We start from the raw sequence: 24,978 nt of genomic DNA, 5'->3' as shown, positions 1-24,978 counted from the left end.
TCGCGTGGCGCAGGCGATCGTGCACGACATCGAGGCCGACGCACGCCAGGTCGGCGACCGGCTGCCTCCGGAGCACGACATGCTCGCGCGGTACGAAGTCGCCCGCGCCACATTGCGTGAGGCGCTGCGTTTTCTGGAACTGCAGGGCGTGCTCCACCTGCAGCCCGGTCGAGGCGGCGGGCCGGTGGTCGCGCGGCCGCAGATTGGCGATTTCACGAGTTCGCTTGCGCTCGTACTGCACTTCGTCGGCACCGACCTGCGCGCGCTGATCGAGCTGCGCGAGGCGCTGGCCCCGCGGGCGGCCTCTCACGCTGCCCGGCGCGCAACGGCGGCGGATCTGATGGCGCTGGCAAGCTGCTTCGCCGATCTCGAGCAGCAGGTGGAATCGATGCTGTTCGAGGAAACCAACCGGCGCTTCCACGACCTTCTGGCATGGGCGAGCGGCAATCCGCTGTTCGGGTTGCTCACGTCCGCGCTGCATCTGCTGACCCGCGACCTTTCGCGCCAGCTCGGCTATTCCGAGCACGAGCGCGAGAACCAGGTTCGTCGCCTCGCGCGCGTCGTCCATGCGGTGCGGCTGCGCGACGCGGTCACGGCGCGGCGCGAGATGGAACGGCTCGTCGAGGGATCGGCGGAGTATCTCGGGCGGCGCAGCCCCGACCTGATGGATCAGAAGGTGCGCTGGACCCAGGCGTTCGAGGCGTAGCCGCCGGAGTAGATCAGCAACGAGAACGATGTGGGAGAGACGGACAATGGCCCTGAACAGCCGAATCTGCGGGATGCTCGGCATCGACTATCCGATCGTCCTGGCCGGCATGGGCGGGGCAAGCGTCCCGCGACTGGCGGCGGCGGTGTCCAACGCGGGCGGGCTGGGCGTGCTCGGCGCGGCAGCGTGCTCACCCGAGCAGCTCCGCGCGTGGATCCGCGAAACGCGCGCGCTGACCGACAAGCCGTTCGGCGTCGACACGCTCCTGCCCGCCTCGGTGCGGCGCGGCTCGGCGCCGCAAACCGGGGCCGCGCCGGCGGACCCGCGCGCGGTGCTCGCCGACTATCAGGCGTTCACGCGCGACTTCATGGAGCGCGAGGGGCTGGAGATCGTCGCGCGTGATTCCGGCCGCGCCGTCACGGAGGGTGCGGCAAACGGCGGCGCGGCGCTGTTCTCCAAGGAGTTCTTCGAGGCCCAGATGGAGGTCGTCGTCGAGGAGAAGGTGCCCGTCTACGCGGCGGGGCTCGGCAATCCGGGGCCGTGGATGGATCGACTCCACGCCAACGGCACGGTCGTCATGGCGGTCGTCGGCAAGGTGAAGCACGCGCTGCAGGTGGTGGAGTCGGGCATCGACGTGATCGTGGCGCAGGGGCACGACGGCGGCGGGCATAATTCGCCGATCGGCACCATCTCGCTCATCCCGCAGGTCGTCGATGCCGTGGGGGACCGGGTGCCGGTGCTCGGCGCTGGCGGCATCTCCGACGGGCGCGGTGTGGCCGCGGCCTTCATGCTGGGCGCCGAGGGCGCCTGGGTCGGCACCGCGTTCCTTGCGACGGAGGAGGCAGGGATCGAGGACTTCCAGAAGGAAGCGATCGTCGACAGCGGCGATGCCGATACCGTGGTAAGCCGCTCGATCACGGGCAAGCCTGCCCGCATGATCCGCAGCAAGTGGGCCGACGCCTGGGTGGCGGCGGGCAAGGAGCCGCTGCCGATGCCATACCAGTCGATGATCGCCGGTCCGGTGATGGCGTCGGGCATCCGTGCGAAGCGCAAGGACATCATCCCGGGCTTCGCCGGGCAGGGCATGGGGCTGATCCACGCCGTGCGCCCCGCCGCCGAGGTGATGCGCGACCTCGTCGCCGATGCCGAGCGCGCGCTCGGCCGCGCGGCGGGCCTCCGCTGAGGGTCGCGGCTGGTACAGGAGGGACAGATATGACCTTCTCGGACAAGGCGGCGATCACCGGCGTCGGGGAAACCGATTACGTCAAGGGCACCGAGCGCACCGCGGTGGACATGATGCTGGAGGCGTCGCGGCGCGCGATCGCGGACGCGGGGCTGCGCCCGTCCGACATCGACGGCATGGTGCCGCCGCCCATCTACACCACGTCGGAGGAACTGGCGGCGAACCTCGGCAACGACGTGCTGCGCTACGCCGCGACCGTCCACATGGGCGGCGCGAGTCCGACGACCGCGCTCCAGCATGCGGCGATCGCGATCGCGGCGGGGCTGTGCGACCACGTGCTCGTCACGCTCGGCTGGAACGGCTTCTCCGCGCTGCGGCCCAAGCCGGGCGCTCCGCCCACGCGGCCGATGAACATGAACACGCTGACCAACACGATCCGCGGGTATTACATGCCCTATGGCGTGTTCCTGCCGGTGCAGATGTATGCCTGGCTGGCGACCCGGCATTCGCAGCTCCACGGCGTCGGTCCGGAAGCCATGGGGGCGGTGGCGATGGCGTGCCGACGGCATGCGCAACTCAATCCGAAGGCGTTCACCTACGGCCGGCCGCTCGACTGGGAAACCTACCACGACGCCCGGATGGTGTCGGAGCCGTTCCGGCTCTACGACTGCTGCCTCGAGACCGACGGCGCGTGCGCGGTCGTCGTCTCGCGCACCGACCGCGCGCGCGACATGCCGCATGTGCCCGTCACAATCGCAGGCGCCGCCGAGGGGCATCCCTATCCCGCGGACGATATCCCCTCGCGCCCGGATCCGTTCAAGATCGGGCTGAGCTACGCCGCGCCCAAGGCCTTCGAAATGGCCGGTGTGCGCCGCGAGGAGATGGATTTCCTCCAGGTCTACGACTGCTTCACCTACGTCGTGCTGCTCCAGCTGGAGGCGATGGGCTATTGCGAGCCGGGCGGCGCGCTCGACTTCGTGCGTGACGGGCAGATCGAGCTCGGCGGGCGCTTTCCGCTCAACACCCATGGCGGGCTGCTGAGCGAGGCGCACGTGTGGGGGCTCAACCACGTCGTCGAGGCCGTGCGCCAGCTGCGGCACGACTGCGGCGAGCGCCAGGTGCCGGGAGCACAGACGGGGCTCGTCACCGGCTGGGGCGACCTGGGCGACGGCAGCATCGCCATCCTGCGGAGGTTCGCATGAACGACGACGACATTGCGCCCAAGCTGCGGGCACCCGCCGTCTCGCCGCCCAAGCCGTTGCCGCACCCGCAGGATCCGGTAGAGCAGGAGTTCTGGCAGCGCTGCCAGGGCGGCACGCTCCATTTCCAACGGTGCGGCGAGTGCCGGACGTGGCGCCACCTGCCCCGCTACATGTGCGCGCGCTGCGGCTCGCCGTCGTTCGCCTGGGAGCCGAGCAGCGGGCGCGGGCGGCTGTTTTCCTGGACGGTGACGCACCAGGCGCTTCACCCCGCCTTCGCGGCCGACGTGCCGTATGTAGCGGCGGTGGTCGAGCTGGACGAGGGCGTCCGCATGGCGACCCGGCTGACCGGCGCCGACCCTGCCACGCTCGCGCTCGACATGCCGGTGGCGCTGGCCTTCGAAACGATCGGCGACGGGTTTCGGCTGCCCGTCTTCACACCAGCTGCAGGAGCGTGAACCGATGGACCTGAGTTACGGCCCGGAATACGAGGCGTTCCGCGATGAGCTGCGCGCGTTCATCGCCGAGAACCGCCACCGTGCCCCGGCCGCGCCCGGCGCGGCGCAGCGCGCCGGGGCGGACGCGGTCGCGTGGCAGCAGCTGCTGCTCGAACACGGCTACACCGCGCGCACCATTCCGCGCGAATATGGCGGCTTCGGCGCCGAACCCGACATCCTCACCTCGCGCATCATCGCCGAGGAGTTCGCCGCGGCGGGCGTGCCGGGCGGGCTGTCGAACCAGGGCATCTCGATGCTCGTTCCGACGCTGCTCGAGCTCGGCACGGAGGAGCAGAAGCGCCGCTGGATCGCGCCGACGCTGCGCGGCGAAATCGTCTGGTGCCAAGGCTACTCCGAGCCGGGCGCCGGCTCGGACCTGGCGGCGCTGCGCACCAGCGCGCGCGAGGAGAATGGCGAGTTCGTCATCAACGGGCAGAAAATCTGGACTAGCACCGCGCATCAGGCAGACATGATCTTTTGCCTGGTGCGGACCGAGGCGGGCGCGCCCAAGCACGCGGGGATCAGCTACTTGATCTTCTCGATGAAGACGCCGGGCATCGAGGTGCGCCCGCTGCGCACGATGACGGGGCACGCCGAGTTTAACGAGACCTTCTTCACCGACGTGCGCGTGCCTGTCGACCAGATCGTCGGCCAGCGTGGGCAAGGCTGGATGGTAGCCAACGCTACACTCGGCTACGAGCGCGGCATGCTGGGCGATCCGGCGGCGCTGGAGAATCGACTCAACGCGCTCGTGCAGCTGATGCATGTGGAGGAGATCGACGGCACCCGCGCCATCGATAACGCCACGCTCCGCGACCGGCTTATCGCGCTGCAGGCCGAAGTCGCGGCGATGAAGTTCAACGGCCTGCGGCTGCTGTCCAATTCGCTGAAGGGCGAACCCGGCGGCCTCGCCAAGCTGATCGTCAAGCTCCAGTCGTGCGAACTGGCGCACCAGATCTCGGCGCTGGCGATCGACGCCATGGGGGAGCTCGGCCTGCTGTACGGCGGCAGCCGGCGCGAGCGGGCGGGCGGAAGCTGGCAGTGGAACTACATGTTCCAGCTCGGCCTCATCATCGGCGGCGGCACCGCGCAGATCCAGAAGAACATCATCGCCGAGCGGGGGCTCGGCATGCCGCGCGAGCCGAAGCTGGAGCACGCGCGCGCACCCAAGGCGGAGGCAGCATAGATGGACTTCGGCCTCTCTCCCGAGCAGCAGATGCTGCGCGATGCCGTCGACCGGCTGCTGCGCGAACATTGCCCGCTCGATCACGTCCGGAAGGTCGCCGCGGGCGGCAACAATGTCAGTGCGGCGGTGGTGGCGGCAATGGCCGAGCTTGGCCTGCCCGGCATCGTGGTGCCCGAGGAGCACGGCGGCCTCGGCCTGGGCCTGCTCGATGCCTTAGTAGTGGCGGAGGCGCTCGGCGCAGCGGTGGCGCCGGTGCCGTTCGTGGCGCGCTGCGTCCTCGCCCCGCTTGCGCTGCGGCTTGCCGGCACGCCGGCGCAGCAGGCGCGCTGGCTGCCGCGCATTGCCGACGGCAGCGCGCGCTTCGGCGTAGGGCTGACCGAGGTCGTCAACCGTCGCGACGGCGGCGGCGTCACGGCCGCGGACGGCACGCTCAGCGGCTCCGCGCTGTTCGTGCTCGACAGCGCCGACGCCGATGCCTTTGTCATCGCCGACCAGGGCGGCCAATTGCATCTGGTCGCCGGCGAGGCGGACGGGCTCGAACGCCTTCCGCTGTCCACGATCGACCTCACGCGGTCGGTGGGAGAGTTGCGGCTCGACGGCGTCGCGGCCGAGCCGCTCGGCGAGGACGACGGCGGGACCGCCAACCGGCTTGTCGCCGCGGGCCGCGTGCTGCTCGCGGCGGACAGCGTGGGCGCGGGCGACGTGATGATCGCGCGGGCGGTCGATTATGCCGGGGAGCGCGAGCAGTTCGGGCGCGTCATCGGCAGCTTCCAGGCGGTCAAGCACATGTGCGCCGAGATGGCGGCGCGGCTGGAGCCGTGCCGATCGCTCGTCTGGTACGCGGCGCATGCGTTCGACGCGGTCCCGGATGAGGCTTTGCTGATGGCATGTCATGCCAAGTCTCACACCGGGGAGGTGGGCCGATTCGTCGCGCGTACCGCCACGGAGGTCCACGGCGGGATGGGGTTCACCGACCTGCTCGGCCTCCATTACTGGTTCAAGCGCATCGGCTTCGACCGGCAGTTGCTCGGCGGGCCGGAGATCGTGCGCGCGGAGGCGGCCGCGCTGCAGGGCTGGGGCAAACGCGCCGCCTGAGACGAGGAGCAGCAGGCATGACGCAGTGGAACCTGGGCGACATCCTCGACGCGATCGAGCCCGTAATGCCCCACGACGCCCCCGCGCTGATCCACGGCGACCGGGTCATCACCTGGCCCGAGATGGCGCGCCGTTCAAACAACATCGCGCGGGCGCTGCGTGCGCGGGGCGCGGGACCGGGCGCCAAGGTCGCCTTCTATATGCGCAACCGGCCCGAATACGGCGAGCTGATGGCGGCGTGCTTCAAGGGACGCCTGACCCACGTCAACATCAACTACCGCTATCGGCCCGACGAGGTGTTCTACATCTTCGACGACAGCGACAGCGAGGTCGTGGTCTACAGCGCCGAGTTCCGCGCCTGCATCGAGGAGCTGCACGGCCGGCTCGGCAAGGTGCATACCTTCGTGGAGATCGGTCCTGAGGCGGAGCGCGCCTCGTTCGCGCTGCCCTACGAGGCGCTCGCGCGGGAGGGCGACGGCGCGCCGCTCGGCATCGCGCGCTCGCCCGACGACGAGTTGTTCATCTACACCGGCGGCACGACGGGGATGCCGAAGGGCGTGATGTGGCGGCACACCGACATGCGCGAGGCGCAACTCGACGCGCAGCGGCTGATGGGGCCGACGCCCGCCGACCTTGCAGAAACCGCGGCGCTGACCGCGCGCGACGGACCGGGCCGGCGTACGATGCCCGCCTGCCCGATGATGCACGGCACCGGCTTCATCACGTCCATCGGCACGCTGATGAGCGGCGGCTGCATCGTGACGCTCGGCGGTGAATCGTTCGATGCCGACGAGCTGTGGCGGTCGGTCGATCGCGACCGCGTCGAATCGATCGCGATCGTCGGCGACGCCTTCGCCAAGCCGATGCTGGCCGCGCTGGATGCCGCGCCCGGGCGCTACGACACGTCCAGCCTCGTCACGATCGTTTCATCCGGGGTGATGTGGAGCCGCGAGGTGAAGGCTGGGTTGATCCGGCACATCCCGCAAGTCGTGCTGATGGACAGCTTCGGCGCGTCGGAAGGGCTGGGGTTCGGCCTGTCGGTCACCAGCGCGGCGGGCGAGACGGCGACCGCACGCTTCACCATCGGCGGGCTGTGCGACGTGTTCGACGAGCATGACCGGCCGGTCGTGCCGGGCAGCGGCACGCCCGGTTTCATCGCGCGTAAGGGCGCGATCCCGATCGGCTACTACAAGGATCCGGAGAAAAGCGCGAAGACGTTCCGCACCATCAACGGCGTCCGTTACTCGATGCCTGGCGACTGGTGCACCGTCGCCGCGGACGGGACGCTGACGCTGCTCGGGCGCGGCAGCGTGTGCATCAACACGGCGGGTGAGAAGGTCTATCCGGAAGAGGTGGAGGAGGTGCTGAAGACGCATCCAGCGGTCGCGGACGCGCTTGTGGTCGGCGTGCCCGACGAGAAATGGGGCCAGGCGGTGACGGCGGTGGTCCATGCCGCACCGGGGGCGACAGTAGACGAGGCGGCGGTGCGCGCTCACGTGCGCGCCGCGCTCGCCGGCTACAAGACGCCCAAAGCGATCGTCGTCACGGACCGACCGCTGCGCGCGCCGAACGGCAAGGCGGATTACAAGGCGGCGACCGACATCGCCGTCGCGGCAGTCGCTGCGCGATGACGGGCGTGCCCGACATCGACGCGCTGGTGATCGGCGCGGGCTTCAGCGGGATCTACCTGCTCGGGAAGTTGCGCGAGAACGGCTTCAACGTTCGGCTGGTGGATGCGGCGGCGGAGCCGGGCGGCATCTGGTACTGGAACTGCTACCCTGGCGCGCGAGTCGATTCGCATGTTCCGATCTACGAGTTCTCGGACGAGCGGGTGTGGCGCGACTGGACCTGGTCGGAACGCTTCCCAGGCTGGCGCGAGTTGCGTCGCTATTTCCGACATGCCTGCGACGTTCTCGACCTCTGGCCTGCAATGACGCTCGGCGTCAGGATGCGCTCCGCCGTGTTCGACGAACATGCCGGCTTCTGGCGAGTGGAACTCGCCGATGGAGAGCGGCTGACCACCCGCTATCTGCTACCGTGTACCGGCTTTGCGGCCAAGGCGTACATCCCGTCACTTTCGGGACTCGACAGCTTTGCCGGCCCGGCCCACCACACCGCCCACTGGCCGCAGGAGGGCATCGACTTTGGCGGCAAGCGCGTCGCGATCATCGGGACCGGCGCGAGCGGTGTGCAGGTCGCTCAGGAGGCGGCACGCGAGGCTGCGCAGCTGACGATCTACCAGCGCACACCTATACTGGCTCTGCCGATGCGCCAGCGCCCATTGACCGCGGCTGAGCAGGAGCAGGCCAAGCCCGGTTACCCCGAGATCTTCCGTCAACGCCGACTGAGCAGCGGCGGGTTCGAGATCCTGCGGCTCGACCAGTCCGCGCTCGAGGTGTCAAGCGAGGAGCGCACCGCGGCGTTCGAGCGGCTGTGGGCGGCGGGCGGCTTCCACTATTGGGTCGGCAACTACGCCGACATCCTGGTGGACGAGCGCGCCAACCGGCTGGCCTACGATTTCTGGCGAGACAAGGTGCGCGAGCGGATCACCGACCCAGCGTTGCAGGAGAAGCTCGCACCCAGCGACCCGCCGCATCCGTTCGGGGTCAAGCGGCCGTCGCTCGAGCAGACTTATTACGACATCTTCAACCAGCCGAACGTCGAACTCGTCGACCTGCGGGAAGAGCCGATCGAACGGATCCTGCCCGACGGCATAGCCACGAGCGTCGGTGAGCGCCGACACGACGTCCTGGTGCTCGCGACCGGTTTCGACGCAGTGACGGGAGGGCTGATGCAGATGGACATTCGCGGGCGCGGCGGGGCGACGCTGGCGCACGCGTGGGGCGAAGGCGCACGCACGCATCTCGGCTACGCGGTTTCGGGCTTCCCTAACATGGTGTTCCTCTACGGCCCGCAGAGCCCGTCCGGCTTCTCCAATGGTCCGACTGCCGCGGAGGTGCAGGGTGACTGGGTCGTCCGGTTCCTCGAGCATCTGCGCACGGGCGGGTGGTCCCGCTTCGAGGCCGAGCCGGACGCGCACGCGGCATGGGCGCGCCACATCGACGAGATCGCCGCCATGACGCTCTTTCCCAGGGCCGATTCCTGGTACATGGGAGCGAACATCCCAGGCAAACCGCGTCAGCTACTCAACTATCCGTCTGTGGTCGGCTATGCCGAGATCTGCGATGCGGTCGCCGAGGCGGGCTATAGCGGTTTCCGGCTGTCGGCATGAGCGCCGCCGAGGCTACCGGATCGTCGGACATCGACCCGATATGGGCCGAGGACGGGTCGCACCTGCCGGACTGGTTCGTCGATGCGCTGGCCGTTCCGCGGGAAGAAGGCTTCGTCACCGTAGAGGGCGCGCAGATCCACTACCTGCGCTGGGGCGACCGCGCAAAGCCGGGCGTGCTCATGGCGCACGGCTTTCTTGCCCATGCGCGCTGCTGGGCGTTTATCGCGCCGTTGCTCGCCGCGGACTACCATGTGGTCGCCTATGATCTTGCGGGCATGGGCGACAGCGACGCGCGCGTGGGGATCGATGGTGACGGCCGCGGGCGCGAGATGATCGCGGTGGCGGAGGCGACCGGGCTGTTCGACGGTGCTGCGCCGCCCGTGATCATCGGCCACAGCTTCGGCGCGGGGGTCGCGGTGACCGCGATGACGATCGCGGCCGAACGGTTCGCGGGCGCGATCATCTGCGACCTGATGATCATGCGGCCGGAGGCGCTTGCCGCCTACTGGCGTGGCGGACGCGGCAGCCCCGGCTCGGGCGACCCGAACAAGCCCGCCAGCCGGTATCCCGATTACCCGACCGCACGCGCGCGCTACGTGCTCGCGCCGCCACAGCCCGCGGGTGAGCCGTTCCTGATGGACTACATGGCCTATCATTCGCTCCGGCGGGACGGGGACGCGTGGACGTGGAAGTTCTCGCCCGCGGTGTTCGCGCGCGGCAACTCGGCGGACGAATGGATGACGATGGGTCGCCGTGTCGCCGCGGCGCCCGGTCGGCTGGCAATCATCTACGGCGAGCACAGCGCGCTCTTCGGCAGGGATTCCGCGGCATATCTGCGCGAACTGGGAGCCGGCGCGATCCCGATCGTCGCGGTGCCCAACGCGCGCCATCACCTGATGCTGGATGAGCCGCTCGCCTTCGCGACGGCGCTCAGAAGCATCCTTGCTCTCTGGAGATCGGCCCGCTGAACCAATCAGGAATGTCGGGTGTGATCCTCGTCTCCGGAGGATTGTCCGACGGCGAATTCCAGCTGCGCAAGGCACAGTTTTCCGGTTCCGTTTCGCTCGACGCCTTCGGCATGCACCACTGCGACACGACGCCCTACGCGCACCAGCGTCGGCGTCGTGCTGACTGCGCCCAGTCTGACCGGGGCGAGAAATTGAAGGTTCATGCTGATCAGCCGGCAGGACTGCCCTGGCGAGAGTGTGCGGGAGAGAGCAAGCTGTGCGGCCAGCTCAAGAAAGGACGCGATCGCGCCTCCATGCAAGGCGGGCAGAATGGGATTCCCGACAAGCTCCTCCGTGGGGATCAGCGTGAACGTTTCACCGCTTTGCGTCATCATGGTACCGAGTAGCTTCGCAAAGCCGTTCCGCCCGGTACTGGCCCCGATCGCGCCTTCGTTCATGGGGCGACAGCCCGATTGATCGAAAAGACGCCTTGGGCAGTCGCGATCAGGTGAGACGGATCTGTATCCCAGACTTCGGCGCGTACGAACGCACGGTGCTCGGTCGCGTCGTAGCAGTGAGCCCACGCCGTCGCGGGGCATCTCGCCTCGGCGGATCGCACATGGTCCACCTTCAGGTTAAGGGTGGAGATCGCCAGCCGTCTGCCCAATCGAGACATCACGGCAACGCCGCAGGCCTGATCGATGAGGCTCGTCAACACACCGGTCGCGAGCGCCTCCTCCTCGTCCGCCAGCTCCGCGTGCCAATCGACCCGGAGCGAACTGAGCCCGTCGCCGATCGAAACGAGCTCAAGGCCCAGCCGATTGCCCCACGGTATGTCGCCCGGTCGCAAGCTCAAGTCTCCAACCATAAAACCCCTCCCTGCCCAGACGATTCCTGTTCCCCGCCGCGTCCACAAGCCAAGCACAGGAAAACGGTACGGTTTACTTACAAACTTCTTCGCCTTAACGTCTGCATCCTGCGATGGAAACGCGATCCAACAAATTCCTTGTGCTCGCGGTCACCGGCCTTCTGCTGAGCACGCTTCTCGTCTTCACCCTTTGGCTTTTCGATGCGCGAAGTGGAGACGGAAACCCGTATCTCATCCGTTTCACCGGGAGCGTCGCCGGCCTGGAAAAGGGATCACCAGTGACGTTCTCGGGCGTCCCGGCGGGCCATGTCACGTCCATACGGTTTGACGGAGCTGATCCCTCAGCGGTTCTCGTCACCATCAGCCTCGAACCGGGAACCCCCATCGTCACAGGTGTCAAGGCAACGATCGCGCGATCCGCACTGGCAGGGACGGCCAACATCAGTCTCGACGGCGCAAAGTCCGGTGCATCCCCGATCGTCGCGACGAGGGTCGGTGAGCTTCCCATCATCCCCGCCAAGGAGGGTGGGCTTCTTGGCGGGGGAGGGGATCCAGTCGCGCTCGTGGACAAGATCAGCCGGACAGTCGACTCCGTGTCGCGCAACCTCGATGCCGCCCAACAGCAGCGGGCCAGCGATCGGCTGGCGGCGCTCGCGGAGAGTTCCGCAGGCTGGGCAGACAAGGCTGGAGCGGCATCTGACGCGCTTACCGGCGCCCGCGGGCGTGTCGTGGCCCTGGGGGACGCCTTGCAGCGATCCGGCGAAAGCGCCGAACGGTTGGGGAGCGCTGTGGTAGAAAGCCGCGCAACCGTCCTCGCCAGGGCGAACCGTGCGTTGCTGAATGCCCGTGGCGGAGCCGTGCGTCTCACGGCTCGCGTCGAGGCTGTTCGACCCACGATCCGCAGCGCGACCGTGAAAGAGGCCCAACTGCGTGAAACCGTTCGTTCAGCAAGGAAGAAGGCAGGCGCTGTCAGAGATACGGCCGTTCGCCTCGATCAGGAAGGGCTGGGTGTGGGTGCACCGTCCCTCCCGACCTACAAGCCGGGGTCGCGGCAGTGATCGACCGCGACACGATAGGACAACTCTGGTCGGAGAGCGGGCTGGCAGGCGAGGAACCGACCGTCCCGGCGTGATCCTCGTCAACGGGTCCGGATCGCGCTACCCTCGCTCCAGGAGAACGAGATTGAGCGATGACGAGAAGAAGAGCCGGCGCCCAGGGAAGATGGGCAGACCGACGACCGAGGACGCGCTCCGACTGACTTCGCATATCCTCAAGAGCGCCCGCGAGCTGTTTTTCCAGCACGGTTTCGACGGCGCCAGTGCCGACATGATCGCCGAACAGGCGCGCATCTCCAAGCGAACCCTGTACGCGCGGTTCGGCAGCAAGGCTCGCGTGTTCGAGGCTGTCATCCTGGACGAGATCGATACGCAGCTGCGCGCGCTCGAACCCTCCGGCAGCGACGAACCCGACATTGCATCGCGCCTTCGCGTCATCGCCGATCGCCTGCTCGAGTGGCTCCTGACGCCTCGGATCGCCTCGATGGAACGCGTCGTCATTGCCCAAGCGGTGCGTTTTCCTGCGCTCGCGGCGAACATCCACGACTTCGGCTATCAGCGGGCTGTCCAATGGGTGGCCTCCATCCTCGCCCATGCCGATGCCAAGGGCGAGCTGTCGCTGGCGGACCCGGTGTTCGCTGCCGAGCAGTTCGTCACGCTCGTCGTCGTCGCGCCCATGCGCCGCGCGGCGCTCGGGCTGTCTCCTCCCGCGTACGACGATGCAGCTCGCGAACGTATCTTGCGCGTGATTGATCTGTTTCTCGACGGCTGCCGTCCGCGGCACGTCGACAAAGGGACCATGTGATGCTCGTCAACGACGACGAGCCTCAACTCGGTGAGCGCGCGCGCCTTGCCGAACTCATCCAGATCATGGGCCGCCACGGGCTGAACGGCTTGGCCGCTCGCCTGGGTCTGCTGCCAGGTCGCTCGGAGCAGCCGGCAGACGTCTGTACGCCCGAGCGGGTCGTCGCGCTGCTGCGGGACCTTGGACCTGTCGCGGTGAAGCTGGGGCAGGTGCTCGCGACCCGTGAAGACCTGCTAGGGCCGGAATGGGTGCGTGCGCTGGCAACGCTGCAGGATCGCGTGACACCGCTGCCGTTCGAGGCGCTGGAGCCGACGATCCTGGCCGCGCTCGGCTCCCCGATCGAGGACGTGTTTGCGAGCTTCGGCCGCGACCCGATCGCCGCGGCGTCGATCGCGCAGGTTCATGCCGCCACCCTTCGCGACGGAACCGAAGTCGTAGTCAAGATACGCCGGCCGGGGATCGCGGAACGAGTCGATGCCGACCTTCGGCTGCTCCGCCGCATCGCGCGGCTTGCCGCGAGGCACTCGCCGGAGATACGGCGCCTCAAACCTGACGACCTGCTCCGGTTTTTCGCGGAGAGTCTGTCGCAGGAAATGGACCTCAGTGCCGAAGCGGCAGCCTGCGAGAGCATCGGGGCCTTCCTGCAGCCGCTCGGCGTCCGCACGCCCGCCTTCTACTGGGATCAGGTCGGGCGCCGGATCAACGTGCAGGAGCGGCTCAACGGCGTGCCAGTCCGCGAGATTATCGACGGGGCGCAGGAGGGGGGCGTGGAGGTCGCCGGCCGCTACGCGGATGCCGTGCTGCGGATGATCATCTTCAACGGCCGGTTCCACGCGGACCCCCATCCCGGCAACGTCTTTGTCCTTGCCGATCGCTCGCTCGCGTTCATCGACTTCGGCGCGGTCGGCGTGCTCAGCCCCGCCCGGAGGAACGAGGTCGTCACGCTCATCCTTGCGATCGCAAGCGAGGATACGCGGTCGGTCACGGACGTGCTGCTGCAATGGTCCGGCGAAACCGATGTCGATCGCCAGGCGCTGACCCGCGACCTCGACGCCCTGATCGGCCAGTTCCGCGGGGCGGTACTCCAGCAGATCGAGCTGGCCGACATCTTCGGCCGCGTGTTCGCGCTGCTGCGTACCTACCGCCTGGCACTGCCGCCCGACTTGGCCTTGCTTCTGCGTACCCTGCTGATTGCCGAAGGGTTCGTGCGACGGCTCGATCCTGGCTTCGACATTGCGGCGCGCGCCGCGCCGATCGCGCGCGAACTGCTGCGGGAGCGGATCGGCCCGGCCGGCCTCAAGCGAGGCGGACGCCGGCTGGCGACGAGCCTTGGCCGTCTGGCCGCCGCCTCACCCGAGCTGGTGGCTTTCGCCGAGCGGGTTGCGCGGTCGGGCGCGCTGCCGATCGAATTACAGGGAAGCGCGGTTTCCTCAACGCCGGCATCACCCCGGCGCGCCGATCCCAACGTCCTGTCCGCCGGCCTGCTGGTCGCCGGCGCGATCCTCCAGCGCGACCATTATGTTGTTGGAGCGATCCTGCTGGCGTTTGCGGTGTTCCCTGCAGGCTGGGCTTGGTACGCCAACAGGCGGCGGCGCTGACCTCTTGTTGTCAGGCTATCACGTACCCGGTTCCACCCTTCCTCTACCGCGCGTTTGTTTCGCCACTGATATTTCATCTCTGAGGAGCGGAACAAGCCAATCGAGTCGACGTTCTGCATAAAGTAAACTGGTCGGTATCAAAATAGCTGCCTGGTTCGACTGAACAAGGGGTTCTGCGTGTCCGAACAAACGGTTGACGAGCCGCATTTATCACATGAAGACTGGTCGGACTTCGGTGCCGCGCTCAGCGCGCTTATGCCTAATCTGGCCAGCTATGCGCGATCGCTGGCCAGGAATCCCGATACTGCACAGGACCTTGTTCAGGAAACCGTGCTGAAAGCCTGGCGCAGCCGCGCATCCTTCGAAGCCGGTACAAATATGAAGGCGTGGACCTTCCGGATCCTTCGCAACTCATTTCTTTCGCAGGTACGCCGTCGAGGCACGGTACAAGTTAGCGAGACCGCCGAACTCGGCGACATTCCGGTGGCGTCGAACCAGGAATCCGTTGTGACGCTGAGCGATGTTCGCCGTCTATGGCCGCGCCTGACGCCTGAGCAGCAGCGGTGCATCAATTTCATCGGGATCGAGGGATTGAGCTATGAGGAGACAGCCACAATCGAGCAGGTTCCCGTCGGCACAATCAAGAGCCGCGTAGTAAGAGGGCGGCAGATGTTGCGCGCACTCCTAGATCACATGAACAGCGATAAGGGATACGAAACGGAATCTCAGGTCGTGGCGGCCGGTGCAACCTGTCAGGCCGAGCCACCAGTTATCGACGAGGTGCACGAGAGACAGATCGAGCTGCTGCAAAGCTGGCGGACGAAGCGTGCGGCCGACCGCTGTTTGGTAGGCTGAATGGGCCGGGATCTTTTGATCCCGGCCTCGTGCGGCCAATTTCAGGTCCTTTACCGTCTCGATTAGCAGAAGACCTGTCGCTGGGGATATCGCACAAAAGGAGTAAGAGACCACGGCCGGCCGAGCGGATATCCTGTGGTCTGCCCTAACAGCCTACATCCTCCAGCGTGTCATTTGTGCGCTGACTTCCGGGCTGCTCTCCCATCCACCGCCGGGCATCCAGGCGCTTACCCGTCACCGCCGCGGCAGCGTCAGAGCAGAGCCAGAGCAAGGGCGGCACCACGATCTCGGGTGACAGCAGGCCGGTGCGTGCACTATCCGGCAGTCCTTCGGGAATCATGCCGGTCAGCGTCGCGCCCCCCGGCAGGAGCGCGTTCACCGTGATGCCGCTGTCCCCAAGGTCCTGCGCCCAGATCGCGGTCTCCGATTCCAGCGCCGCCTTGGACGGGCCGTAGGGCGAGAAGCCGCGCCGTCGCATCGTCTCGCGGTTCATCGAGATGTTGACGATTCGGCCCCATCCCGCCTCCAGCATGGCGGGGACGGCGGCGCGCGCCATCAGGAACGGGCCGTTGACGTTGGTGTCGGTCACCATGCGCCAGGTGTCGGGGGCGACCTCCCAGAACCGGGTCGGTTCTGTCAGGAAGGTGTCGCTCACATACTTCATGCCGCGCCCGGCATTGTTGACCAGGATGTCGAGCCGGCCGAAGCGCACAAGCGCCGCGCGCACGACTGCGGCACAATCCTCCGCGCGCGTCACGTCGGCGAGCAGCGGCCGCACCCGATCGTCGCCGCATGCCCGCTCTGCCTCCCGTGCGACCGCTTCGACCTCGGCGAGTTCGCGCGCGGCGGTGGCGACGACCCGCACGCCGGCCTGCGCCAGCCCGAGCGTCATCGCGCGGCCCAGCCCGCGACCGCCGCCCGTCACGATCGCGACGCGGCCTACAAGGCCGTGTCCGTCGCTCCCGCTCATCGGTTCAGCGCCTGCATCTGCGGCGCGGCGTAGCGCTCGCCCGCCGTTGCCCCCTTCGGCGCCGCGCGGTCGAGCCGCTCCAGTTCGCCTCGGGTGAGCGTCACGTCGAGCGCGCCGACATTCTCCTCCAGGTAGCCGCGGCGCTTGGTGCCCGGGATCGGCACGATGTCTTCGCCCTGCGCCAGCACCCAGGCGAGCGCCAGCTGGGAAGGGGTGCAGCCCTTCTCCCGCGACATCGCCTCGACCGCCGCGACGAGATCGAGATTGCGCTGGAAGTTCTCGCCCTGGAAGCGGGGGCTGTGCCGGCGATAGTCGTCAGGCGCGAGATCCTCCACCCGCCGGATCGCGCCGGTCAGGAAACCGCGGCCGAGCGGGCTGTACGGCACGAAGCCGATGCCGAGCTCGCGCACCGTGTCGAGGATCTCGCCCTCGGGATCGCGGCTCCACAGCGAATATTCGGTCTGCAGCGCCGCGATCGGATGCACGGCGTGCGCGCGCCTGACCGTGGCGGGCGCCGCTTCGGAGAGGCCGAGGTGGCGCACCTTGCCCTCGCGGACCAGCCCGGCCATCGCGCCCACCGTGTCCTCGATCGGCGTGTCGGGGTCGACGCGGTGCTGATAGTAGAGGTCGATCGTCTCGACGCCGAGCCGTCGCAGGCTCGCCTCGCAGGCGGAGCGGACGTAATCCGGGCGCCCGCACACGCCCTTGAAGGTGCCGTCCTCGCCGCGAACGTTGCCGAACTTGGTGGCGAGAACCACCGCGTCGCAGCGATCGCGGATCGCACGCCCGACCAACTCCTCGTTACGGCCTACCCCGTACATGTCGGCGGTGTCCAGAAACGTCACGCCGAGATCGATCGCGCGGTGAATGGTCGCGACCGCCTCGGCTTCGTCGGCCTGCCCATAGAATTCGGACATGCCCATGCAACCGAGGCCCAGCGCAGATACGCGCAGCCCGTCGCCCAGCTTTCGTTGCTCAAGCACCAATTATCCCCTGTTGTAAGATCATGCCGGTTGGCCAGTCGTCGGTAGCAAGGCGGGCCGGCACCGGTTCAGCCTTCTGACAGCAACTGCTCGGCGAGCTGGCTGTGCTTTTCGTCGGCCTGCTTGGCCTCGTCCACGCACGCCTTCATGTCGCGCGCCGCATCGTCCATGCCGGTCTGCCGGCAGTAATTGGCCATGGTCCCGAACGAAGCGATCCAGTAGTGAAGCGCGAGCTGCCCGCTGGCGATGATGCCGAGGTCGCGTGAGGCATCGTCCGGTGCCGCTTCGCGGATCCTGCGGCTCACCTCGTAATGCGCTTCGAGCACAGGGTTGTCCTGCTGATCGGCCGGGCCCGCCTGCTCGGCGGCGCGACGGATGCGGTCCGCCCATTGGCGGGAAGTCCGGTTGCCCTCTTCGAGCGCGGATCGCAGCGCCGGGTGGCGCGCGTCGTTGTTGATCTCGTCGGTCGCCTTGGCGGCGACGTCGCTGCCGGCCTGCATCGCGGACAATCCTTGCGCGACCAGCTTCTTCAGGTTGTTCTCGTTCATCAGGTTCGTCCTCGTCCTGCCGTGCCTCGTTCAGGCACGGTGAGGGATTCTAATCTCGTCGCTCCGTTCTGTTCCGTCGGTCCTTCCTCGATCAGAGCGCAATCAATGTTTGGAGCTCATGGCCGACCTCCCGGCCTGCACCTCCTGCGGCTTGCAGGAGCGGGCTGCGTGAACCAGCGCGGCAGGGCAGGCATGCGGGAAGCTCGGACCGGCGTTGCAGGCGTGAATAGCGTCGTAAGCGGTCCGAACCGAGCCGAAGCGGACCCTTCTTGGAAGCCTTCCCGACAGGAGCATGCTGACGGTGGCTCCAGGCTGAAGTGATTGGACGGAAGCACTGCAGTGACGGGAGCCCGCGGAAAATAACGCTCAGATGCTTAACATAATCTATGTTATCGGACTGGCAGATTTGCTCTGTCGATCAGCTGTTTAGGGGCTTGTTGCGCCCTTACCCGATCAGCGACGTTCGTTCGCGCAAGCGCTGCTCCCGCTCGTCAAGCCACGCGCCAAACTGCTCCAGAATGTCGTCGACGTCCAGACCCGTCCGCCGATGATGCGCCACGACGCGCCCGCGGAGCGGTGCCGGCCAGCGGGTGCTTTCGCGGACCAGCGTCGCCTGGACCCATCTGGGCGTGCTGGCGAGCAGCCATTCGAGCGAATGCCGTTCGTAAGCGAGCCTCACGCCCGACATCAGGCGGCTGACCGGCTCATCCGACAGCAGTGCGATGACAGCGCATGAGACGTGAGCACGATATGCAGGCGACAGCTCGTGAAAGGGCTGCTCTTCCCAGGTTTGTGGCTCGTGATTGGGCAGGTTTGGTACCAGCGGGCTGTTGAACAGGTTTATGCGGCTGGTGCGGTTGATGTCGGGTGCGAGAAAAGCTCGCGTGAGCCCGTCCAACACGGCGAGGAACTGCCGAGCCGAGACCTGCCCTACCCCGGTCAGCGACGCAGACCTGCCGAGCAGCGCCTTCCGCAACTCGCCATCGAAGGCGAACAGCAGGCTTAAGGCGGCGGACACCTCCTCCGACCGACAGTCGGACGCGGGTCTCGGGCCGCTCCAATGGTTCGTTCTGAGAGGTACGCCGCAGTCGGTGCAGGTGAACTCGATCCGGCTCCGCCAGCTGAAGCGGGGCTCCTGGTGGGGCTGACAGCGGCGGCAGAAGTCCTGCCGCCAGGTGCCGTGCCGGTGACAGAAGATGAGCGGGAGCGCCGCTTCGGCATCGAGGTAGGTGCCACCTGTGGCGTGGCCCTCAGCAAGGCAGACATGGCACCAGGCGAGATCGAGCTCGCCTCGCGCTCGCCCTTTTCCGTCGGTTCGTGGCAACCAGGCGGTCACCAGCCACGGCCAGCGGCGCTTCAGGTTGAGGCGCATGATCGCATTCTGATCAACACGGAGCCGTTGCGCCGCGGATTTCGCCTCCGACCCCTTCCATCCTACGTCCGCTCTGACCTTGGTGCCTGCACTGCCCGGGGATAGCTCCTGCCGCAACTCAGTGATGGACATCTCGTAACAAGCGGCGATGCGCGCCAGCCAGGAGGAGATAAGCTCGTCAGAATGAGGCCGTGGCGCGATCGGCAGCGCGCCCGGCACGGCTCAGACCGTTTCCCTGGCCCGCGCCCGCCCCCGGCGCTGGGCAATCACCTTCATGCTGACCGAGGGCAGCACGAGGTCGTCGGCATCGAGGTCTCTGGCCTCGATGCATTCGCTGCCGTTCTCGATCGCACGAACAGCCAACGTCTCGACGAGGCGGAAGATGCGCCCGGTATTGCCGTCGGAGAGATCGAGTACCGACGTGCGGCAACGCTCCTCTTCCAGCTGTGAAGGTCTCCGAAGCGGCAGGATCGCAGCTAGCGTGACCATCAACAGGCGGAACGCTTCGTCGTTCTGCCACCGAGCCAGCTCGACCGCGTCGAACCGCTCGGCGAGCGCCGCGTCGGTGAGCAGCGCCGCCTGCGCCTCGTGGTTGCCAGTGCAGACGAGCGGGATCTGCAGGTCGTTCGCGAGGTAGCGGATCGTGTTGAGGAAGATGCGCTGCTGGCGCGGCGTGCAGGCCAGCATGTGGTTGATCTCATCCAGGATCAGCATGCGAGCACCCACCTGCCCCATCAGCCGGCGAGTCAGGAGGCGCGCACGCTGCGTGTCCCCCCGCGCGGCGAAGCCGGCGCCGAGCTTCTCGAGCACCTCGCCGTAGAACTCGCCGTCGGTCGGCTGCGGTGGAAGCTGGACGGCGACGACCGGTATCGTCGCCACGCCGATAGCCTCGTTGAACCCGCGCGGGTTCTCTGCCTCAAAGCGCTCCACGATGCGCGACTTGCCCATGCCGGTTTGGCCGTAGATCAGCAGGCACGGCATGCGCGTGCGCGGCGGATAGCGCAGCATCGCGTCCAACGTCTTGCGCACCGCTTCCGCCTTCGGGAAGCCGAGCCACCGGTCCTTGCGGATCCAGGCGATCCGGTCGGCGTCGGGCCAACGCGCGCGCTCGCGATAACCATCGGCGAGATGGGAGAGGTCGCTCATTGGGGCATATCCTCGACAAGATAAGGAAGCCCCGGCTGATCGCCGCCCGTCCTCTCCTCTACCGCAGATAAGCCAACGGCAGGGGTTACCTGCTCAAGCCGGAGCTTGCTGCCACCCCTCGCCCGACGGGCGTCGCGCAGTGCCGCTTTGGTCCGCTGAAGCGCGAACCGCGCGGATTTGGTCTTGTGCGCCGCTTCCGCGACGATCAATCGCTGGGTCTCCACAGCCTGGAAGATCATCGTCTCGTCGACAGCCTGCTGGCCGCGCTCCCGCAAAGTGCGAACCGCCTCCTTCTGTTCCCAGCGGGTGATCGCGGGACGCCGCAGATCGCGGTAGGGCACCTCGAGGTGCTCGCCGTGTGGTAGCTCGAGCCAGACGCGCGAAAGGTCGCGGGGATCCCAACGCACCGGCATCGTCTGCCCCGGCCGCGTGTACCAGCAGGATAGCGCATCATCCCAATAGTGAGTGCGGAACAGCTCGATGCCGTGTGGTGTCACGGCGCGCAGCTCGCAGGGTAGAAAGTCGAACAGGAACGCGGCATCGTCGGCCGGAAGGCGGACCAGCTCCGGGCGTCGTTCCACCCCCTCGGCCCAAGCAAGGGCGGGCGGAATGCCGATCCCGCGGTGCCGCTCCGCATGATATGGGCCGATGATCTGCGCGGCGAGCCAGACTTCCAGCTCGCTCAGCGTCATACACGCCTCACCTTCCGCATCGTAGTCGCCACGCTCGGCGACGTTAGAGAAGGTCGTTCCGGGTAGGAGGTGGACGGCCCCCATCATCGTGCCAATCAGCCGCTCGATGTGACCGCCGAAGTGCGGCCGACGCACCGGCCGATATTCGAGCGCAATCGAATGAGCTCGGCAGCCGCGCTTCAGCGCGTCTGAGCGGTGCTCGCGCGCGTTGTCGAGGTGCAGCCGATCCATGAGCCCCTGGCTGTCCCACGGTGCCTTCATGCTCCGCTCGGCCAGCCAGTCCCGCTTGGGGAGAACGGCGTGCCGCATGCACATACCGACCGAAACAGCGGACGGCGCCAGCATGTCGAGGTGGAAGCCGGGCACGGTTCGGCTCGCCAAGTCGATCATCAGCGTGAGCCAAGGCCGGCCGATAGGCTTGCGGTACAGGTCGTCGACAACGATCACGTCGACCAGCGTGTGGTCCGACTGGACGAGCTCAAGCGCGTAGTCCGCCTCGAGCACGCCTCGCGTTGGCTCCCACTTGTCAGCGGCTGCCTTGGCACCCTGTCTGCGGGCCGTAACGAGCTGGGGAGCGAGCCGGTCCAACCGGGCCTGGATCGCCTTGGTGCTGGGCACCTTGACCCCGATCTTCGTTCCTTCGTGTCGCAGCCAGCGGCGGAGCGCCTGAACGCTGGGCTTCTCGAGCGTGAGGTAGAAATCAGCGATGCCGCGAGCGATAAGATGCTCAGCCGCGGCCGAGAGCCGCTGCTCCCCCTTCTCCCTTCCTCGCGGTCGCGGCAGCAGTGACGCCGCAGCGGGCGTGGCTCGGTAGAGTTGCAGGAGCTTGTGGAAGCGAGCGCGGCCGAGTTCCAGCTGGACCATGGCTTGGGCGGCCACATCGCCGGGCACGCGCGTCATCGAGGCGAGCGGGCGAATGATCTTCTCGCGGCGATGCGCCTCCGCCCAGTCGGCGTCGCTCGCCGTCCTCAGGTCCGCGGTTCGCATGGCACGACGCCTCGGGTGGTCCCAGCTGGGCGATCGTCCGCTGTTTCGGGAACAATGTCCAATGTTTCAGGTGCACGTCGTCGCTAAGCGGCAATCTAGCCGCGAGTCCACCCTTTCAGGAGAACCGACAAGTGCTCCCGAAACCGCCAACATCTTTTCGCGGGAATCAAGTTTATCGCTAATTACATCGAGTGGCATGTGTTGCAAATCTTGGCATATGCAACAACGCTGTTCCTATGAGGCACCATGTGGTATGTGATCCCTCGCTTGCCACAGCGGAGACGATGCGACTCATGACCGTCCAAGTGAACATAACGCCCAACGGACGCATGAGCTTGCCGGCAAGCATCCGCAAGCGGCTCGGTCTCGAAGGCGGCGGCGCGGTCTTGCTCGAGGAAACCGAGGATGGCGTGGTGCTGAGGACGGTTCAGCAGGCGGTCGCGCGCGCGCAGGCGATCGCGAAGAAATATGCTGACCATCCCGACGCGTCCGTGGGCGCCTTCCTTACCACCCGTCGGGCGGAAAGTGGCGAGTGACGGAGGCGGTTCTCGATGCGTCCGCGATACTCGCGCTGCTGAAGGGAGAGCGCGGAGGAAGTAAGGTTGCCAATGTGGTGGGCGACGCGGCGGTGGGGGTCTTCAACGAGGCTGAGGTGGTGAGCCATTTCGTTCACCTTGGCGCGCCGATCGAAGAGATCAGGGCGATGCTCGGCGCGCTGCCCTATACCGTCCTACCCGCAGACGAAGCGCTGGGCTGGGAGGCGGGCGCGTTGCGCGCTGTCACCAGCGCGGCGGGTCTTTCGCTCGGTGACCGCTTCTGCCTCGCGTTGGCGAAGCGGCTTGGCGTGCCGGCCTATACTGCGAACCGCGCCTGGAAGGATGTGGCCGCAGACGTTGGTGCGAAAGTGGTGGCGATCCGCTGAGGGCGCCTTTTCCGACAAACCAGCATAAAGAGAAAAAGACCACCCATGCGACAACCGCCGGACGAAGCGCTCGCCTCCGCCTTCGAGCAATTGCTCGCCGACGATGGCAAGAACGAAAACGACATTCAGACTTTCCTTGAGCAGCATACCGAACTGCTCGACACGAGTTCCTGGCTGCTAAACCACCGCCTCCATATGAACTGCGTGATTGCGAAGTTCCCGATCGCGGGGCGCACCGCTGACTTCGCCTATCTCACCAAATCGTCCGATCGCTGGATCCTGGTGCTGATCGAGATCGAGCGCCCAAACAAGCCGCTGTTCACCACCAGCAGCAAGCACGTCGGCGGCTCCTCGGCGTTCAATGAAGCGCTTGCTCAGACAGCGGTCTGGCGCGACTATTGGGAGCAGCACCAGTCCGAGGTGCGCGAGCGTCTTCTGCCGCTGCTCGTTCCTTCGCCTATGGCGCGCAATCGCATCGAGCTGCGCCGGGTGCTGATCATCGGCCGCTCGACCGGCAAGGATTTCAACCAGGCGCAGCGCGACCGGATCGCGAGCATCGAGGACGACCAGAAGATCAAGATCCTGACCTATGACTCGCTCCTGCGAAGCTACCGGTCCGGATGGGGTGAGAAGAAGTGCGTGCTGTCGCCGCGCTCGACCGGCTATGCCATCAAGCACCTCGACGGCTTGCCCAAGCTGCTCTTCGCCTATGTCCTGCCCGAGCACCTCTCGGTGCCGGCATCGGTCGAGACAAGGCTGAAGGCGGAAGGCTACCAGATGTCTGCGTGGCGCAACAATCAGCTGCTGCGCTTCAACGAGAAATGGGCATCCGAGCCGACCGACGAGGAAGCCGGCGACGTACACCCGGCGGTGCTCAGCGTTATCCGCGCGGCTGACCGCGCCCGCCCCTCGAAGGCGAAGCGGCGGTGAGCAGTCTGCGCTCGATCGAGCTGGGCCTGATCGACGAGGTCTTCCGCGGCGGTGAGAAGGGCTACGTGCTCGACTTTTCGAACCGGACCTTCGCCGAGTTCTTCGTCCGCGAGCTCGAGATCGACATCGACGCGCCACAATATGCCGTCGACGGGACGTCGAAGGCGAAGCGGTTGCGCTGCTTTCTGGCGCAGGTGGACGACGGCACCGCGGCCCGGACGCTGCGCGTTCTTTGGGAGCAGCGTGAGGCGCTCCGGGGAAGCGGCGCGCCGGATCCGATGCCCCGGGCGGCCGCTCAGATTGCCGGGTTGATCGCCAAACTGGAAGGCTCCGCGACCCCGGCACCGGCGAACGTCGTTCCCGCGCCGATGCTCGATGCGATCGATTTCGCCCGGATGCGAGATCGGCTGATCGCGATCCGCGACCTCGAGCCGCATCGCCGAGGCTATGATTTCGAGCGCTTCCTGACCGACCTGTTTGACGCCTTCCGGCTGAAGGCCCGAGAGCCGTTCCGGCTCGATGGCGAGCAGATCGACGGCAGCTTCGAGCTTGCGGACGAAACCTACCTGGTCGAGGCCAAGTGGCTCAATCGCAAGATCGGCGTCGCTGAGCTTCACACCTTCCACGGCAAGGTCGAGCAAAAAGCTTCGTGGGCCCGCGGCGTCTTCATCAGCTTCGGCGGCTTCACCGACGAGGGGCTGCGCGCGTTCGGCCGCGGCAAGCGCGTGATCGGCGTCGAGGGCAAGGACCTTTATGATGCACTGGATCGCGGCATCGGGATCGACCGGCTGCTCGCGCTCAAGGTCCGCCGCGCGGCCGAGACCGGCGAGGTGTTCGTGCCGATTAGCGATCTTTCCCCGTGAAAACCTGTTGGGGGCGAGAGCCTGTTTCAGCCGGACACGTACAGCACGACCGCTAACGACATGCAGAAGATCGACAGCCAGATTGCTATCTGACCGATGATGTGAAGCACGAAGCCGAGCCAGCTATAACGCCGCCGGAGGGCAAGGCCGCTTGCGACCGCTGCGAAGAACGCGATCACAACCGGCACTGAAATTGAAGGCGATCGCCTGAGGCTCGCCTCCACGACCGGCATCAAGCCTACGGCCATCACAAGCACCCACGAAAAGCCGAACACAGCCCAGTTGGCCATATCTAGCTCAGGGACAGCACACTGCCTTTCTTCTGGCCCGGTCTCGATT

At 67.0% G+C, this 24,978-nt stretch carries 26 protein-coding genes; 17 read left to right on the top strand and 9 right to left on the bottom strand.

What is annotated here, in order from left to right; translation table 11 throughout:
• Positions 1-4 precede the first annotated feature (4 nt).
• From L8F96_RS13355 to L8F96_RS13315, 9 genes are read left to right on the top strand one after another with little or no spacing between them, the layout of a single operon-like run.
• Positions 5-706, top strand: a complete 702-nt coding sequence (locus L8F96_RS13355) for a FadR/GntR family transcriptional regulator (protein WP_231731945.1) — start codon at positions 5-7, stop codon at positions 704-706.
• A 46-nt stretch (positions 707-752) separates the two neighbouring features.
• Positions 753-1,889 (top strand): NAD(P)H-dependent flavin oxidoreductase, encoded by a 1,137-nt coding sequence (locus L8F96_RS13350; RefSeq protein ID WP_046408745.1) that lies wholly within the window; start codon positions 753-755, stop codon positions 1,887-1,889.
• 29 nt (positions 1,890-1,918) lie between these two features.
• Complete coding sequence (locus L8F96_RS13345) at positions 1,919-3,091, top strand: thiolase C-terminal domain-containing protein (RefSeq protein WP_046408744.1); 1,173 nt, start codon at positions 1,919-1,921, stop codon at positions 3,089-3,091.
• Complete coding sequence (locus L8F96_RS13340) at positions 3,088-3,546, top strand: Zn-ribbon domain-containing OB-fold protein (RefSeq protein WP_046408743.1); 459 nt, start codon at positions 3,088-3,090, stop codon at positions 3,544-3,546. The genes L8F96_RS13345 and L8F96_RS13340 overlap by 4 nt, the downstream gene beginning before the upstream one ends.
• Positions 3,547-3,550: 4 nt before the next feature.
• Positions 3,551-4,771, top strand: coding sequence for an acyl-CoA dehydrogenase family protein (locus tag L8F96_RS13335; protein ID WP_046408741.1), 1,221 nt, complete (start codon positions 3,551-3,553; stop codon positions 4,769-4,771).
• The gene (locus L8F96_RS13330; RefSeq protein WP_046408740.1) at positions 4,772-5,866 is read left to right on the top strand and encodes an acyl-CoA dehydrogenase family protein; all 1,095 of its coding nucleotides are present in this window, start codon (positions 4,772-4,774) and stop codon (positions 5,864-5,866) included.
• A gap of 17 nt (positions 5,867-5,883) precedes the next feature.
• On the top strand, positions 5,884-7,497 hold the full coding sequence (locus L8F96_RS13325; protein WP_046408739.1) for an acyl-CoA synthetase: 1,614 nt from the start codon (positions 5,884-5,886) through the stop codon (positions 7,495-7,497).
• Positions 7,498-7,502: 5 nt separating this feature from the next.
• Positions 7,503-9,098 (top strand): flavin-containing monooxygenase, encoded by a 1,596-nt coding sequence (locus tag L8F96_RS13320; protein WP_231023660.1) that lies wholly within the window; start codon positions 7,503-7,505, stop codon positions 9,096-9,098.
• Positions 9,095-10,066, top strand: coding sequence for an alpha/beta fold hydrolase (locus L8F96_RS13315; protein ID WP_046408737.1), 972 nt, complete (start codon positions 9,095-9,097; stop codon positions 10,064-10,066). Before L8F96_RS13320 ends, L8F96_RS13315 begins: the two co-directional genes overlap by 4 nt.
• Positions 10,067-10,071: 5 nt before the next feature.
• On the opposite strand, the gene L8F96_RS13310 is transcribed toward L8F96_RS13315, so the two are convergent.
• Positions 10,072-10,503, bottom strand: a complete 432-nt coding sequence (locus tag L8F96_RS13310) for a PaaI family thioesterase (protein ID WP_052742494.1) — start codon at positions 10,501-10,503, stop codon at positions 10,072-10,074.
• Positions 10,500-10,895 (bottom strand): PaaI family thioesterase, encoded by a 396-nt coding sequence (locus L8F96_RS13305; protein ID WP_168770733.1) that lies wholly within the window; start codon positions 10,893-10,895, stop codon positions 10,500-10,502. Before L8F96_RS13305 ends, L8F96_RS13310 begins: the two co-directional genes overlap by 4 nt.
• Positions 10,896-11,026: 131 nt before the next feature.
• Between L8F96_RS13305 and L8F96_RS13300 the strand changes: the two genes are divergently transcribed.
• From L8F96_RS13300 to L8F96_RS13285, 4 genes are all read left to right on the top strand, one after another.
• Entirely contained in the window at positions 11,027-11,971 is a 945-nt protein-coding gene (locus tag L8F96_RS13300) for an MlaD family protein (RefSeq protein ID WP_046408735.1), read from the top strand.
• Positions 11,972-12,095: 124 nt separating this feature from the next.
• Complete coding sequence (locus tag L8F96_RS13295) at positions 12,096-12,773, top strand: TetR/AcrR family transcriptional regulator (RefSeq protein ID WP_231023661.1); 678 nt, start codon at positions 12,096-12,098, stop codon at positions 12,771-12,773.
• Entirely contained in the window at positions 12,773-14,371 is a 1,599-nt protein-coding gene (locus tag L8F96_RS13290; protein ID WP_046408733.1) for an ABC1 kinase family protein, read from the top strand. Before L8F96_RS13295 ends, L8F96_RS13290 begins: the two co-directional genes overlap by 1 nt.
• Before the next feature lie 177 nt (positions 14,372-14,548).
• On the top strand, positions 14,549-15,226 hold the full coding sequence (locus L8F96_RS13285) for a sigma-70 family RNA polymerase sigma factor (RefSeq protein ID WP_231621898.1): 678 nt from the start codon (positions 14,549-14,551) through the stop codon (positions 15,224-15,226).
• A 145-nt stretch (positions 15,227-15,371) separates the two neighbouring features.
• On the opposite strand, the gene L8F96_RS13280 is transcribed toward L8F96_RS13285, so the two are convergent.
• The 6 genes from L8F96_RS13280 to L8F96_RS13255 all read right to left on the bottom strand — a co-directional run bounded on the left by L8F96_RS13280 (position 15,372) and on the right by L8F96_RS13255 (position 21,924).
• Entirely contained in the window at positions 15,372-16,196 is an 825-nt protein-coding gene (locus L8F96_RS13280; protein ID WP_046408732.1) for an SDR family NAD(P)-dependent oxidoreductase, read from the bottom strand.
• The gene (locus L8F96_RS13275; RefSeq protein ID WP_269430564.1) at positions 16,193-17,179 is read right to left on the bottom strand and encodes an aldo/keto reductase; all 987 of its coding nucleotides are present in this window, start codon (positions 17,177-17,179) and stop codon (positions 16,193-16,195) included. The genes L8F96_RS13280 and L8F96_RS13275 overlap by 4 nt, the downstream gene beginning before the upstream one ends.
• A 68-nt stretch (positions 17,180-17,247) precedes the next feature.
• Positions 17,248-17,727: a YciE/YciF ferroxidase family protein gene (locus tag L8F96_RS13270; protein ID WP_046408731.1), complete on the bottom strand. Its 480-nt coding sequence runs from the start codon at positions 17,725-17,727 to the stop codon at positions 17,248-17,250.
• Positions 17,728-18,172: 445 nt separating this feature from the next.
• On the bottom strand, positions 18,173-19,318 hold the full coding sequence (locus L8F96_RS13265; RefSeq protein ID WP_082102867.1) for a TniQ family protein: 1,146 nt from the start codon (positions 19,316-19,318) through the stop codon (positions 18,173-18,175).
• Positions 19,319-19,321: 3 nt separating this feature from the next.
• Positions 19,322-20,245, bottom strand: a complete 924-nt coding sequence (locus L8F96_RS13260; RefSeq protein WP_170172169.1) for a TniB family NTP-binding protein — start codon at positions 20,243-20,245, stop codon at positions 19,322-19,324.
• Positions 20,242-21,924, bottom strand: coding sequence for a Mu transposase C-terminal domain-containing protein (locus L8F96_RS13255; RefSeq protein WP_170172170.1), 1,683 nt, complete (start codon positions 21,922-21,924; stop codon positions 20,242-20,244). The genes L8F96_RS13260 and L8F96_RS13255 overlap by 4 nt, the downstream gene beginning before the upstream one ends.
• A 293-nt stretch (positions 21,925-22,217) precedes the next feature.
• Here L8F96_RS13255 and L8F96_RS13250 point away from each other — a divergent pair, with 293 nt between their 5' ends.
• From L8F96_RS13250 to L8F96_RS13235, 4 genes are read left to right on the top strand one after another with little or no spacing between them, the layout of a single operon-like run.
• On the top strand, positions 22,218-22,460 hold the full coding sequence (locus L8F96_RS13250; protein WP_046408726.1) for an AbrB/MazE/SpoVT family DNA-binding domain-containing protein: 243 nt from the start codon (positions 22,218-22,220) through the stop codon (positions 22,458-22,460).
• Positions 22,457-22,846 carry a type II toxin-antitoxin system VapC family toxin gene (locus L8F96_RS13245; protein ID WP_334656265.1) on the top strand — a complete coding sequence of 130 codons (390 nt, stop codon included), beginning with the start codon at positions 22,457-22,459 and terminating at the stop codon, positions 22,844-22,846. Before L8F96_RS13250 ends, L8F96_RS13245 begins: the two co-directional genes overlap by 4 nt.
• Before the next feature lie 45 nt (positions 22,847-22,891).
• Positions 22,892-23,776 carry a Shedu immune nuclease family protein gene (locus tag L8F96_RS13240; protein WP_046408723.1) on the top strand — a complete coding sequence of 295 codons (885 nt, stop codon included), beginning with the start codon at positions 22,892-22,894 and terminating at the stop codon, positions 23,774-23,776.
• Positions 23,773-24,639: a restriction endonuclease gene (locus tag L8F96_RS13235; RefSeq protein ID WP_046408722.1), complete on the top strand. Its 867-nt coding sequence runs from the start codon at positions 23,773-23,775 to the stop codon at positions 24,637-24,639. The genes L8F96_RS13240 and L8F96_RS13235 overlap by 4 nt, the downstream gene beginning before the upstream one ends.
• Before the next feature lie 26 nt (positions 24,640-24,665).
• Here the strand turns inward: L8F96_RS13235 and L8F96_RS13230 are convergent, their stop codons facing one another.
• Positions 24,666-24,929 carry a hypothetical protein gene (locus tag L8F96_RS13230; RefSeq protein ID WP_231621897.1) on the bottom strand — a complete coding sequence of 88 codons (264 nt, stop codon included), beginning with the start codon at positions 24,927-24,929 and terminating at the stop codon, positions 24,666-24,668.
• Positions 24,930-24,978: the final 49 nt, after the last annotated feature.

It is taken from the genome of Sphingomonas panaciterrae (assembly GCF_036890205.1).
Classification (GTDB): Bacteria; Pseudomonadota; Alphaproteobacteria; order Sphingomonadales; family Sphingomonadaceae; genus Sphingomonas; species Sphingomonas panaciterrae.
This window is presented reverse-complemented; position numbering and strand designations above follow the sequence as displayed.